This is a genomic window from Zoogloea sp. (assembly GCF_044344315.1).
Taxonomy (GTDB): Bacteria; Pseudomonadota; Gammaproteobacteria; order Burkholderiales; family Rhodocyclaceae; genus Zoogloea.
In genome coordinates this window covers 1-13,345 of the sequence record NZ_JBIJDC010000025.1, presented here as the reverse complement: position 1 = coordinate 13,345, position 13,345 = coordinate 1, and the positions used below count along the sequence as shown (strand labels likewise).

Genomic DNA, 13,345 nt, shown 5'->3' with positions numbered 1-13,345 from the left:
GCGACCTATAATTGTCCTGGACAAACATTGATTTTAGTATGCAGGCAAAAAATGTGATCCGGCCCTTCAGCGGGCGGGCGCAGCCCTTCACCCCAAGGACCCTTGTGGAGGCGACATGAACAGTCCCCGCGCATCAGCAACATCCGCAGCCCCCCCGATGGGGGCCGATTTGATCCCGGCCAACACGGCGCGCCTGCTTGTGGGCGGTGGGTTGCTGCCCTTTGTCGCGCTGTCGGGCGGCTCGGTGGTAATGGACGGTGCCCACGCGGCGCTGTTTCACTTTCCGCTGGTGGCTTACGGCGCGGTGATCCTCTCCTTCGTCGGCGCACTACACTGGGGAATTGCCCTGAGCCACCCGGCGGCGTCGCTGCGGGACCGGAAGATCATGATCGGCTGGAGCGTGGTGCCCGCCCTGCTTGGCTGGGCAGCCATGCTGCTGATGCCGGGGCCCGATCTGCTGGTGCTGGCGACGGCGTTCTGGGCGCACCTGGGCTTTGATGTCCGCGCCGTGCGCCGCCTGGCCATGCCCGGGTGGTATCTGCCCCTGCGTTTCGTGGCCACCGCGATTGCGAGTTTGTCCCTGATGCTTCCCGTCATGGCGGGGAACGGGTCAGATATGGCGGATCCGCACCTGTGGCTGAAGGGAGCCGCCACGTCGACGCAAATCCTTCCTGCGCCTGCGAGGACGCATATGGCCGTGTGAGTGTTCAGCGGCGGGTGGGGATTCGCCAGACCACAATGCAGCCCACGACCCCGAGGGCCAGCACCAGGGCCTGCAGGCCTGGCCGGCCAGCGAACTGCCAGGCCGACAGGGCCACCATGCCACCCATGATGGACGTGGACAAGCACTTGATCTTCAGGGGCAGGGAGCGATTGGCCTCCCAGTCCCGCACCAGCGGCCCCAGGTGCCGGTTGGTGACGAGCTTCTGGTGCAGCCGCGGTGACGAGCGGGCGAGGCAGGCGGCCGAGAGGAGAATGAAGGGTGTCGTGGGGAGCCCGGGCAGAACGATCCCGAGCACGCCAAGAAACAGGGCAAGCAGGCCCGCGGCGGTCAGCAAGGTGCGCTGCAGACGTGACAGCCCGGGAGGCGGGGCGGCATCGGTGGTGGCGGGGGAGTCTTCCGGCAGGGGCATCGGCGGGGTTCAGGCAGGTCGCGGGGCCTTTCACGGCGGCCCGGCCCGCAAGTATAGGGCGGGGGCCGTGTGCCGGACCAGCCCGGAGCGCCCGGGCCTTGTCGCTCCCGGGTGGTCCGCCCGCGTCAGGGCGGGGGCCGCAGGGCCGCCACGGCCCGGCACACCAGCGGCGACAGCCTTGCCGCGCCGTCCGGGGTGGCGGCCAGGGTCAGCAGGGCGCCACGCATGCGCGGCTCCCAGAAGCGGTTGAGATGATCGGCCAGATCGCGGACGGCCTGCTCCTGGTCCGGATTGATGCCCAGCGCGTCGGCGATCTGGTTGGCCATGCGGAGAACGTAGTCGGTATTCATGGCGGTCTCAGCCTGCGTCGGTGGTGGCCGGCTTCAACAAGCCGTGCTGCTGCTCGCGGCGGCGGGCAAAGCGCTGCTGCCATTCCGAAGGCTGCGCGCACAGGGTGACCTGTACGGCGGTCACCTTGTACTCGGGGCAGTTGGTGGCCCAGTCGGAGTTGTCGGTGGTGATCACGTTGGCGCCGGACTCCGGGAAGTGGAAGGTGGTGTACACCACGCCCGGCTGGACCCGCTCCGTCACCGTAGCGCGCAGCACCGTCTCGCCGGCCCGGCTGGCGATGCCGACCCAGTCCCCCTCCTTGATGCCCCGGTCTTCCGCGTCCACCGGATGGATCTCCAGCCGGTCTTCGTCATGCCAGGCCGTGTTGGCAGTGCGCCGCGTCTGGGCGCCCACGTTGTACTGGCTGAGGATGCGCCCGGTGGTGAGAATCAGCGGGAAACGGCGGGTGACCTTTTCGGTGGTCGGCACATAGGGCGTGAGCATGAAGCGCCCCTTGCCGCGGATAAAGCCGCCCACGTGCATGGTCGGCGTGCCTTCCGGCGCGGCCTCGTTGCACGGCCACTGGATGCTGCCCTTCGTTTCGAGCAGGTCGTAATTCACCCCATGGAAACTCGGTGTGAGGCGGGCGATCTCGTCCATGATCTCGGACGGGTGGCTGTAGTGCATCGGGTAGCCGAGGGCGTCGGCGAGGGCCAGAGTGGCTTCCCAGTCGGCCTTGCCGGCCAGGGGCGGCATCACCTTGCGCACCCGGGAGATGCGCCGCTCGGCATTGGTGAAGGTGCCGTCCTTCTCCAGAAAACTGGAGCCCGGCAAAAACACGTGGGCCCACTTGGCGGTCTCGTTGAGGAACAGGTCCTGAACCACCACGCATTCCATCTGCGCCATGGCGGCTTCCACGTGCTGGGTGTTGGGGTCGGACTGGACGATGTCCTCGCCCTGGATGTAGATGCCCTTGAAGCTGCCGTCCAGCGCTGCCTCGAACATGTTGGGGATGCGCAGCCCGGGCTCCGGGTCGATGCTCACGTTCCAGGCCGACTCGAACAGCATGCGGGTGGTGGCGTCGGACACATGGCGGTAGCCGGGTAGCTCGTGGGGGAAGGAGCCCATGTCGCAGCTGCCCTGCACATTGTTCTGGCCGCGCAGGGGATTCACCCCCACGCCCGGCCGGCCCACGTTGCCGGTGGCCATGGCCAGGTTGGCGATGCCCATCACGGTGGTGGAGCCCTGGCTGTGCTCGGTGACGCCCAGGCCGTAGTAGATGGCGCCATTGCCGGCGGTGGCGTAGAGGCGGGCGGCGGCACGGATCTCCGCCGCCGGCACGCCAGTGACGGCCTCGGCGGCCTCGGGTGAGTTCTCCGGGCGGGACACGAACTCACGCCAGGCCTCGAAGGCCGGGCCTTCACAGCGTTCGGCCACGTAGGCTTCGGCCACCAGGCCTTCGGTGACGATGGTGTGGGCCAGGGCGTTGACCATGGCCACATTGGTGCCCGGCAGCAGCTTGAGGTGATGGGCCGCGGCCACATGGGGCGAGCGCACCAGATCGATGGCACGGGGATCGACGACGATCAGTTTTGCCCCCTGGCGGATACGCTTCTTGAGGAGCGAGCCGAACACCGGGTGGCCGTCGGTGGGGTTGGCGCCGATCACCATCACCACGTCGGATTTGAGCACCGAGGCAAAGTCCTGGGTGCCGGCGGACTCCCCCAGGGTCTGCTTGAGCCCGTAGCCAGTAGGGGAGTGGCAGACCCGGGCGCAGGTATCCACGTTGTTGTTGCCGAAGGCGGCACGCACGAGCTTCTGGACGAGGTAGGTCTCTTCATTGGTGCAGCGGCTGGAGGTGATGCCGCCCACCGCGCTGCGCCCGTACTTGGCCTGGATGCGCTTGAACTCGCCGGCGGCGTAGGCCAGGGCCTCGTCCCAGCTGACCTTCTGCCAGGGCGCGTCAATGCTCGGGCGGATCATCGGGGTGGTGATGCGGTCGGCGTGGGTGGCGTAACCCCAGGCAAAGCGGCCCTTCACACAGGCGTGGCCGGCGTTGGCGCCGCCATCTTTGGCCGGCACCATGCGCACCACTTGGTTGCCCTTGACCTCAGCCTTGAAGGAGCAGCCCACGCCGCAATAGGCGCAGGTGGTGGTGACGCTGCGCTCGGCCTGGCCGAGCTGGATCACCGATTTTTCGGTCAGGGTGGCGGTGGGGCAGGCATTGACGCAGGCGCCGCAGGACACGCATTCCGAGTCCATGAAGGATTCACTCTGCCCCGGCGACACGCGGGAATCGAAGCCCCGGCCGGAGAGGGTGAGGGCGAAGGTGCCCTGGGTCTCCTCACAGGCCCGCACACAGCGGTTGCAGACGATGCACTTGGCCGGGTCGTAGCTGAAGTAGGGGTTGGATTCGTCCTTCTGGCTGCATTCGAAGTGGTTCTCGCCCTTGAAGCCGTAGCGCACCTCGCGCAAACCCACCACGCCGGCCATGTCCTGCAGCTCGCAGTTGCCATTGGTGGGGCAGGTGAGGCAGTCCAGCGGGTGGTCGGAGATATACAGCTCCATCACGTTGCGGCGCAGTTCGGCCAGCTTTGGCGTCTGGGTGCGCACCACCATACCGGCCTCCACCGGCGTGGTGCACGAGGCCGGGTAGCCCTTGCGGCCTTCCACCTCGACCAGGCACAGGCGGCAGGAGCCGAAGGGCTCCAGGCTGTCGGTAGCGCACAGCTTGGGGATGGCGCAGCCGCTCTGGCCGGCAGCGCGCATGATGCTGGTGCCGGCAGGCACGCAGACGGGCTGGCCATCGATGAGCAGGCTGACGGACTGCGCGGAATCACAGGCCGGGGTGCCGTAGTCGGCTTCGCGGGGCAGGGACATGGGGCTTCCTTACTCGGCAGTGACCGGCGTGATGCCGAAATCCTGCGGGAAATGGGTCAGGGCGGATTTCACCGGATACGGGGCCATGCCGCCCAGGGCGCACAGGGAACCGTGGAGCATGGTGTCGCAAAGGCTATCGAGCAGGTCGAGGTTGGCGTCCCGGTTGTCGCCGGCGATGATGCGGTCGATCACCTCGACACCGCGGGTGGAGCCGATGCGGCAGGGCGTGCACTTGCCGCAGGACTCGGTGGCGCAGAATTCCATGGCGTAACGGGCCAGCTGGGCCATGTCGGCGCTGTCGTCAAAGGCCACCAGCCCGCCGTGGCCAATCATGGCGCCCATGGCGGCGTAGGTTTCGTAATCCAGTGGCACGTCGAACTGGGATTCCGGCACGAAAGCGCCCAGGGGGCCGCCCACCTGCACGGCGCGGATCGGTCGCCCGCTGGCCGAGCCGCCGCCGTAATCCAGCAGCAGTTCGCGCAGGGTGATGCCGAAGGCCTTCTCCACCAGCCCCGGGTGGCGCAGGTTGCCGGCCAGCTGGAAGGGCAGGGTGCCGTGGGAGCGGCCCATGCCATAGTCCCGGTAGAAGGCGGCGCCGCGGGCCAGGATCAGTGGTACGGCCGCCAGGCTCATCACGTTGTTGATCACCGTAGGCTTGCCGAACAGGCCCTGGATGGCCGGCAGGGGCGGCTTGAAGCGCACGACGCCGCGCTTGCCCTCCAGGCTTTCGAGCATGGCGGTCTCTTCACCGCACACATAGGCGCCGGCACCGAGGCGCACTTCCAGCTCGAAGGCCCGGCCGGAACCAGCCACATCGCTGCCCAGCCAGCCGGCAGCCCGGGCCAGGTCGATGGCCTTGTGCAGGGTCTGGAAGGCGTGGGGGTATTCGGAGCGCAGGTAGATGTAGCCCTGGGTCGCCCCAACCGCCAGGCCGGCAATGGCCATGCCCTCGATCAGGCAGAAGGGGTCGCCCTCCATCAGCATGCGGTCTGAGAAGGTGCCGGAGTCGCCCTCGTCGGCGTTGCACACCACGTACTTTTCGGGGCCGGCGGCGTGGAGCACGGTGTTCCACTTGATGCCGGTGGGGAAGGCTGCACCGCCACGGCCGCGCAGGCCGGAGTCGGTGACCTCCTTGACGATGGCGGCGCCATCCAGGGTGACAGCCTTCTTCAGGCCCTCGAAGCCACCGTGGGCCTGGTAATCATCCAGGGACAGCGGGCGGGTGATGCCCACGCGACGGAAGGTCAGGCGCTCCTGGCCAGCCAGGAAGGGGATGTGCTCGGTGAGGCCGTGCCCCAGGCGGTGCATGCCGCCGGTGTGAAAGCCGGCCTCGAACAGGGCGGGGACGTCGCCCGGTGTCACCGGTCCGTAGGCCAGACGGCCGGCGGGGGTTTCCACCTCCACCAGCGGTTCCAGCCAGTACAGTCCGCGGGAGCCGTTGCGGATCAGCTCGATGTGGACGCCTCTGGCGGCGGCTTCGTCGGCAATGGCCGAAGCGACCTCTTCAGCCCCGACCGCCAGGGCGCCGGAATCCATCGGGACGTAGATTCGGATACCGCCCGGGGTGCTGACGCCCTCCTCAGGCTCCCCCTCCGAGGTGATTTCAGACGTCCTCAGCGTATCGACCAACGCATCAAAACCCTCGCAACTGACCCGGCCGAGGATCTCGTCCCCGACCCGGATGGAAGGCGAGCAGGCACAGTTTCCCAGGCAGTACACCGGCTCCAGGCTGATCGCACCATCGGCGGTGGTCTCATGCCAGTCGATGCCCAGGCTGCGCCTTGCGTGTTCTTCGAGGGTCACGCCACCCCGGGCCTGGCAGGATTCGGCACGGCACACCTGCACCACCGTCCGCCCGGGCGGCGTACTGCGGAAGTGATGGTAGAAGCTGATCACGCCGTGGATCTCGGCCCGGCTCTGGTTGAGGGCCGTGGCAATGAGGGGCACGGCCTGCGCCGGTACCCAGCCGATGGCATCCTGGATGGCGTGGAGGATGGGCAGCAGCGCACCCGGACGGGATGCGTGGGTGGCGAGGGCGTGGGTAATCGCCTCGCGCGCGGCGTCGCTCAGGGGCGGAGACGTGACGGTGGCCTGGGGCATGGGTTTCCTTGATCAGGGCGGCACACAAGGTGCGCAGCGGGTTCATCAAGGATGGTATGCCCCCGCTCACGGTGGGGGAATCGGGAAATATCGAAGAGGCGTTCGGCTGCGGCGAAGGCCCCGGTAATGTGACGGGCGCCCGGGCCCGCCACTCAGCGCCAGGGTGCGCTGGCGGTCACCAGATCGGCGATGCCCTTTTCGAGGGTATCGAGGCGTTCATCCAGGTCGACCTCGCCCTGGTCGATGGCCTGTTCGAGCACCCGGGCGGCGGCCATCAGGTCGAGGGCGCAGAGGAAACCGGCGTTGCTGGCGAGGGTGTGCATGCGTCGGGAGGCCGCTTCCCGGTCCCCCGCGGCCAGGGCCTCGCGGGTCTGGGCCACGGCGTCGGTGTTGTCGTGGACGAACAGTTCGAGCAGGCCGATGAACATGTCCCGGTCACGGCTCAGACGCTGGCTGGCGCGCTCACTGTCGATGCCGGCGATCTCCGGGAAGGCCTCGACGATTTCGGGCTTGTTCCGGGCCGGCGGCAGGGAGACAGCCTGACGGGGCTGGATCCATTTCGACAGCAGCACGGCCATCTGCTCCAGATCCATGGGCTTGGCCAGCACGTCGTCAGCACCCGCCGCCCGCGCTGCCGCTTGCTGGTCGTCGCGCACGCCAGCGGTGAAGGCGATGATGGGCAGTTCGATCATGCCCAGCTGGCCACGGATCATGCGGGTGGCGGCCAGGCCGTCCATGACCGGCATCTGCACGTCCATCAGTACCGCGTCGAAGCGCTCGGGCCGGGTCTGGAGCAGTTGCACGGCCTGCAGGCCGTCGGCGGCCAGGGTGGCGGTGGCGCCTTCCAGGTGCAGGGCGCGCTCCACCAGGTCCCGGTTCATGGCGCTGTCGTCCACCACCAGCAAATGGGCGCCCACCAGGCGCGGGCCGAACGGAATCCTGGGTGGCGCGGCCGCCAGCGTGCTGGCTTCGCTTTCATTTCCCCGTGCAAACGGGAGCTCGAACCAGAAGCTGCTGCCCTGGCCGACCTGGCTTTCGGCGCCGATGGCCCCGCCCATGAGTTCCACCAGGCGCTTGCAGATGGACAGCCCCAGCCCGGTGCCGCCAAAGCGGCGGCTGATGCCCGCATCGGCCTGGGCAAAGGGCGCAAACAGACGGGCCAGGGCATCGGGGGCGATGCCGATGCCGGTGTCGCGCACTTCGAAGCGCAGCCGCAGTTCGCTGGCGCTGCTTTCCAGGGTATTGATATGGACCGCCACCTCGCCCTGCTCGGTGAACTTGATGGCGTTGCCGGTGAGGTTGAACAGCACCTGCTCCAGGCGCAGCCCATCGCCGAGCAGCGGGCCGAGGCGGTTGGAGGGGGCCTCGAGACGCAATGACAGGCCCTTGCTCCGGGCCACCTGGCCCATCAGGCTGTCCAGGTTGGCGAGTAGGGCTGGCAGGTCGAAGGGGCGCGATTCGATGCGCAGCTGGCCGGCCTCGATCTTGGACAGGTCAAGGATGTCGTTGAGGATGGCGAGCAGGGACTGGCCGGCGCTGCGGATGCGCTCGACCATGTCGCGCTGGTTGTCGGCGAGGGGCTCCCGTTCGAGCACCTGGGCCAGACCCAGCACGGCGTTCATGGGCGTGCGGATCTCGTGGCTCATGTGGGCCAGGAACTCGCTCTTGGCTGAGTTGGCGGCTTCGGCGGCGTCATAGACCTGCCGCAGTTCGTGCTCGTAACACTTGCGCTCGCTGATGTCGCGGATCACCCCGAGGATCTCCACGAAGTGCCCATCGGTACCCAGCAGCGGGCTGGCGGTGACGTCTGTCCACACGGTGGAGCCATCCTTGCAGCGGTGCTCCAGCTCGCCCCGGAAGGGCTCCGGCGGCAGCCCGGCGGCCAGGTTGGCATGCAAGCGGGCAAAGTAGGCCCGGGCAATGCCGAGGGATTCCGGGGTGAGGGCGTCTTCCATGGATTGCTCCATGACCTCTTCGATGGTGAAGCCGCGCAGTTTCTCGACGGAGGGGCTGACGTAGGAGTAACGGCCCTCCAGGTCCATGGTCAGGATCACGTCGATGGCGTTGTCGGCCAGCAGGCGGTGACGCTCCTCGCTGATGCGCAGGCGCTCTTCCATCAGGCGCCGGGCGGTGATGTCCTCGACGATGGCCAGGTAGCGGGGTGCCTCTTCGGTGTCCACCTGCACGGGGGCGCAGGTGACGCTGGCCCACACCACCGACCCGTCCGGGCGCAGGTAGCGCTTGTTCAGGCGATAGCCATTGATCTCGCCCCGGCCCAGGCGGGCAATCTGCCCCAGGCTCTCGCCGATGTCGTCCGGGTGGGTGAGGCGTACCGGGTCCAGCCCGGCCAGTGCCTCAGGCGGACGGCCGACGATCTCGGCGTAGCGCGAATTGGTTTCGGTGATGCAGCCGCTGCGCGAGTCGAGCAGGGCCACGCCCAGGGGGGCCTGCTCGAAGATCACGCGAAAGCGTGCCTCGGCCGCCCGCTGGGCCTGCAGCGCGGCAAGCTCCTGGCGCTCCCGGTTGCGGCGCCACAGCAGGTAGCTTGCGGAATAGACCAGCAGCAGGCCGAAACCGACCACCAGAGCGGTGGCCCAGGCCATGGTGCGAATACCGGCATAGGCCTCGGTCTCGTCGATCTCGGCGATCATCAGCCACGGCGTGCCGGCTACGGCGGCGGCGTAGGCGAGCACCGGTACGGCGCGGTAGTCGAGCCCGCCCTCGAGGATGCCGTGCTCGCCCTGTACCGCCCGGGCGGCAGGCAGATTGGGGGTGTCAAGGGGCCGGGTCAGGGTAAGGGCGGCGTCGTGGCGGTGGCGTAGGGGAGTCAGAAAGCGCACGCCCTCGCCATCACGCTGGACCAGGTAGGTTTCGGCCGTGCGGGTGGGAACGGGCCAGGACTCAACCAGGGGGTAGAGGGCCCGGTCAGCCCGCCAGGTGAGGTAGGCCACGCCCCGCGGGGTGCCACCGGCCCCGCCGATGGGCGCGAGGATGCCGTAGATCACCTGTCCGTGGCTGTCCCGGTGGAGGTCGACGAGCTCGATGCGCGGCTGCTTCAGGATGTTCCTGACCTGTTCGGCATGGTTGCGGAAATCGGCCTCTCCCACCACGAGGGACGGCTTGCCTTCACCGTCGAGCACGGCCAGCCCGCTCCAGCCCCGCACCCGCACCAGCTCGGCCATCAGGAACTGCATGCGCTCAAGGATCGGGCCATTGCGGCGCCCACCGTCCAGCCACTGGCCGAAGAGCATTTCGAGCTGGGAATGCCTGGAGAAATAGAGGCCGGCGTCAATGCGGGTGGCGTTGAGGGCCACTTCGATCTGCTGCCGCTTCTGCTCGGCGATCACCGCCAGGGTGCGGTGGGTCTCGCGGCGGATCTCCTCGCTCAGGTAGCGATACCCAACGGTGCCGACCATGCCGATCAGCAGGGAGAGAACGAGCAAGGGGAGCACGAAACGCAGCCACTGGGGGCGGTTGCCCCTGGACGCTTTCGCGGGAACCCCGGTCGCCTGGAGGCCGGATTCCTTTACCACTGGACCTTGATCACTGAATGCAAGAGGGGGCGCGGCTTCAAGCGGAGATGCAGATGTCTGTAAAAGACTGCAGAACCAACTCTACTTATAAGGAGGTATAAGCCGTGATTTTGCACCAATACAGTGCGCCAGTCCATGATTTTGCCGTGTTTGGCTGATTTGCCAATTGCATCTGCGCCACAATGAGGCAATCGCCCGGAGGCCGCCGCTTGGCCTCACTCGATGCGGGTGCTGTCCTGCATGCCGTGGCGGAGGGCACGGGCTTCGTTCATCAGGGCTTCCACCATCGGCGAGCGGGGCTGCCGGTTGAGGACCAGCAGGCCGGTCGCCCATTCGACGACCGGCTCGCGCAGGTCAAAGACCCGCGTACCGGTGGGAACACCAATCAGATCCAGCACTGCCCGGGGCACGATGCTCGACCAGTGACCGGCGCTGACATGGGCCAGGATGCTGACAATGGAGTCGGTCTCCAGGGTCGGCCGCGGCTTCTGGCCCAGGCTGGCAAAAACCGCATCTATGGTCTGGCGGTTGTGCATGTTGGGGGTGAGCAGGCAGAGGGGAATCTGCGCCGCCTCCTGCCAGGTGACGCAGTCACGCCCTTCAAAGGGGCCATTCTGGGGGGTCAACAGGACGTGGTTCTCGCACCACAGGGGCAACGCATCCAAATCCGGGCACGTGGATTCCAGGTAGGCGATGCCGCCGTCCAGTTCAAAACTCCGCAACCCGGCCAGGATCTGCTGGGTGCTCAGGGACAGCACCTCCACGTCCACCAGCGGATGTCGGCGGGCAAAGGCGGCCGTCAGGGTGGCTACGGCGGTCAGGCCCGTGGGGATCACCCCCAGGCACAGCCGCCCGGCCAGCCCATCCTGCATCTGGGCAAGCTCCTGGCGCAAGCCTTCGGCCCGGGCGGCCATCTGGCGGGCGCACTCGAGTACACGTTCGCCCTCGGGCGTCAGTCCTGAAAACTGCTGCCCCCGCTCCACGATGGTGACCCCCAGCTCCGACTCGATATCGCGGATGGCCGCCGACAGCGTAGACGCCGAGACATGGCAGGCCTCCGCGGCACGGCCAAAGTGCTTTTCCCGGGCGAGGGCGATGAGGTAGAGATACTTGCGGGCGATCATGGGCTGAGCCATACAGGGAAGAAGTGCGCTGACGGCGCGATGAATCCCGTTATACACGGCCTCATGGGCGTTGCCTCAGAAAGTCGATCCAGCGCCGGGGCAGATCAGCAGCTTGCCGGTCACCCGACGCTCGGCGAGCACCCGGAGGGCCTCGCCCGCCTGCTCGATGGTGTAACGGCCGTGGATGGGTGGAACCAGGGTGCCATCGGCAATCCCGGCCAGGATGGCGGCGACCTGGGCATGGCAGGCGTCCGGTTCGCGGCGCAGGAACTCATCCCAGAACACGCCGGACAGCTCGCAGCCCTTGAGCAGCAGCAGGTTGGCGGGCACCCGGGGAATGTCGCCGGCGGCAAAGCCGATCACCAGCACCCGGCCGCGCCAGGCGGTGGCCCGCACGGCAGCCTCCGTGAACGCGCCACCTACCACGTCGATCACCACATCGGCGCCGCGGCCGGCGGTCGCTGCCTTGACGGCTTCCTTCAGGTCAGCCTCGCGGTAGTTGATGCCGATGGACGCGCCCGCCTGTTGGCACAGGGCGAGCTTGTCCGCGGTGCTGGCGGCAGCAATCACCGTACAGCCTGCCGCCCGGGCGATCTGCACGGCGGCCAGGCCGACGCCGCCGGCAGCGCCGAGGACCAACACCGTTTCCCCGGCCTTCAGGCGCCCCCGGTCGTACAGGGCGAACCAGGCCGTGGCGTAGGCCACCAGGGCTGCCGCCGCCTGATCAAAGGACACGGCATCGGGCAAGGGAAAAACCTGCCGCGCCCGGGCACGGGCTCGTTCGGCGTAGCCGCCGTAGGAATTGAAGGCGAGCACCCGTTGCCCAAGCTGAAACCCGGTCACCCCGGCGCCCAGGGCGGCGATGGTGCCGGCAAACTCACCCCCTGGCGAGAACGGGAAGCCCGGACGGATCTGGTATTTGCCCTGCACGATCAGGGTGTCGTAGTAGTTAACACCGGCAGCGGCCACGTCGATGATCACTTCGTCGTCGGCGGGCTGGGGCGCGGGCAGGGCGCCGGGGCCGTGGGTGTCGAGGGGGCCGAAGGCATTACATATATAGGCACGCATGGAGGGAGTCCTGGAGATTGGGGCAGGGGAGGGCGTCAGTCGCCCTGCTGGCGTGCAACAAAACCAGTAACAGCGTCGATGACCGCATCGGGCTGATCCTTGTGGGGAGAATGGCGGCAGTCGGCCAGCTTGACCAGATCCACATCCTTCGCTCCTGCGGCAATCCGCTCGAGTTGCGCCATGGTGCCGTACTCGTCGTCTTCGCCCTGGATGGCCAGGACCGGGCAGGCGATGGCGGGCAGGTAGCCCTCGATGTTCCAGTCGCGGAAGTCCGGATGCAGCCAGATGTCGTTCCAGCCGTGGAAGGCGGAGTCCACGTCCGCATGGTGGCGGGCCAGCCGGCTGCGCAGGTCACTCAGCCGGTAGGCTTCGCCGGCGTGGCGGATGTTGACCAGGGCCACGTCCTCGACGAAAACATGGGGCGCCAGCACGACCACCCCGGACAGGGCGCGTCCGGCCCCACCCGCATGGATCAGGCTGATGGAACCACCGTCGCTGTGTCCGAACAGGAAGGGGCGGTCCACATTCAGGGCATCGAGCAGGGCGGGCAGGACATCCAGGGCCTCATGGTGCATGTAACGCACATCCCGCGGTGCCGAGAGGGGCGTGGACTGACCATAGCCATGGCGCGAGTAGAGAATGGCTTCGCAGCCGGTGGCATCGGCCAGCCGTTGGGGAAAGTCGCGCCACATGGAGATGGAGCCCAGGCCTTCGTGCAGGAAGATCATGGCCGGTGCATTCGGCCGGGGATGGGCGGAGGCAAGGCGCTGGACTTCGATGGCCTTGCCGTTGAGGTCTAGATGCTTCTTCATATAGGTGTGCGTCTCCTGATGCGTATCCGGCGGCTGTTGTCCGCCTGTCCTGTTCGTGCCGTGATCAACTGCCCGGGCACGCCGATTATTGTGCAATGACCCGGTTTCTTCATCCTGCCGGGCCCCGTAATGTGCCCCGCGTTCGGGGTAAAAAAGGCGGCGCCAGCGATAAAAACAACTAACTGCAACGAAAGGCTTCCAATTTCTTCGAGCGTGTGTATAATCTCGGTCTCTCAAGTGCGCCCGTAGCTCAGTTGGATAGAGTACTTGGCTACGAACCAAGGGGTCGTGGGTTCGAATCCTGCCGGGCGCGCCAAACACGAAAGAAGGGGACTGTGGAAACACGGTCCCCTTCTTTTTTGCAT

At 67.3% G+C, this 13,345-nt stretch carries 9 protein-coding genes and 1 tRNA gene; 2 read left to right on the top strand and 8 right to left on the bottom strand.

Translation table 11 applies throughout. The features are described from left to right. Nucleotides 1-115: 115 nt before the first annotated feature. Nucleotides 116-703 (top strand): DUF3429 domain-containing protein, encoded by a 588-nt coding sequence (locus ACIQ09_RS07740; RefSeq protein WP_398307878.1) that lies wholly within the window; start codon nucleotides 116-118, stop codon nucleotides 701-703. Nucleotides 704-707: 4 nt separating this feature from the next. On the opposite strand, the gene ACIQ09_RS07735 is transcribed toward ACIQ09_RS07740, so the two are convergent. The 8 genes from ACIQ09_RS07735 to ACIQ09_RS07700 form a co-directional block, all read right to left on the bottom strand. Further along, entirely contained in the window at nucleotides 708-1,133 is a 426-nt protein-coding gene (locus ACIQ09_RS07735; protein WP_398307876.1) for a YbaN family protein, read from the bottom strand. A gap of 125 nt (nucleotides 1,134-1,258) precedes the next feature. Then, entirely contained in the window at nucleotides 1,259-1,483 is a 225-nt protein-coding gene (locus tag ACIQ09_RS07730) for a formate dehydrogenase subunit delta (protein ID WP_398307874.1), read from the bottom strand. Nucleotides 1,484-1,490: 7 nt separating this feature from the next. After that, nucleotides 1,491-4,343 carry a formate dehydrogenase subunit alpha gene (gene fdhF / locus ACIQ09_RS07725; RefSeq protein WP_398307872.1) on the bottom strand — a complete coding sequence of 951 codons (2,853 nt, stop codon included), beginning with the start codon at nucleotides 4,341-4,343 and terminating at the stop codon, nucleotides 1,491-1,493. Nucleotides 4,344-4,352: 9 nt separating this feature from the next. After that, nucleotides 4,353-6,443, bottom strand: a complete 2,091-nt coding sequence (locus tag ACIQ09_RS07720; RefSeq protein ID WP_398307870.1) for a formate dehydrogenase subunit gamma — start codon at nucleotides 6,441-6,443, stop codon at nucleotides 4,353-4,355. Between the two features lie 152 nt (nucleotides 6,444-6,595). After that, nucleotides 6,596-9,895 (bottom strand): PAS domain S-box protein, encoded by a 3,300-nt coding sequence (locus ACIQ09_RS07715; RefSeq protein ID WP_398307868.1) that lies wholly within the window; start codon nucleotides 9,893-9,895, stop codon nucleotides 6,596-6,598. 296 nt (nucleotides 9,896-10,191) lie between these two features. Further along, on the bottom strand, nucleotides 10,192-11,100 hold the full coding sequence (locus tag ACIQ09_RS07710) for a LysR family transcriptional regulator (RefSeq protein WP_398307866.1): 909 nt from the start codon (nucleotides 11,098-11,100) through the stop codon (nucleotides 10,192-10,194). A gap of 75 nt (nucleotides 11,101-11,175) precedes the next feature. Then, entirely contained in the window at nucleotides 11,176-12,168 is a 993-nt protein-coding gene (locus ACIQ09_RS07705) for an NADPH:quinone oxidoreductase family protein (protein WP_398307864.1), read from the bottom strand. Between the two features lie 35 nt (nucleotides 12,169-12,203). After that, on the bottom strand, nucleotides 12,204-12,980 hold the full coding sequence (locus tag ACIQ09_RS07700; protein WP_398307862.1) for an alpha/beta fold hydrolase: 777 nt from the start codon (nucleotides 12,978-12,980) through the stop codon (nucleotides 12,204-12,206). A 239-nt stretch (nucleotides 12,981-13,219) separates the two neighbouring features. On the opposite strand from ACIQ09_RS07700, the gene ACIQ09_RS07695 reads away from it, so the two are divergent. Then, nucleotides 13,220-13,296: transfer RNA gene (locus ACIQ09_RS07695), tRNA-Arg, on the top strand. The last annotated feature ends 49 nt before the right edge of the window (nucleotides 13,297-13,345 follow it).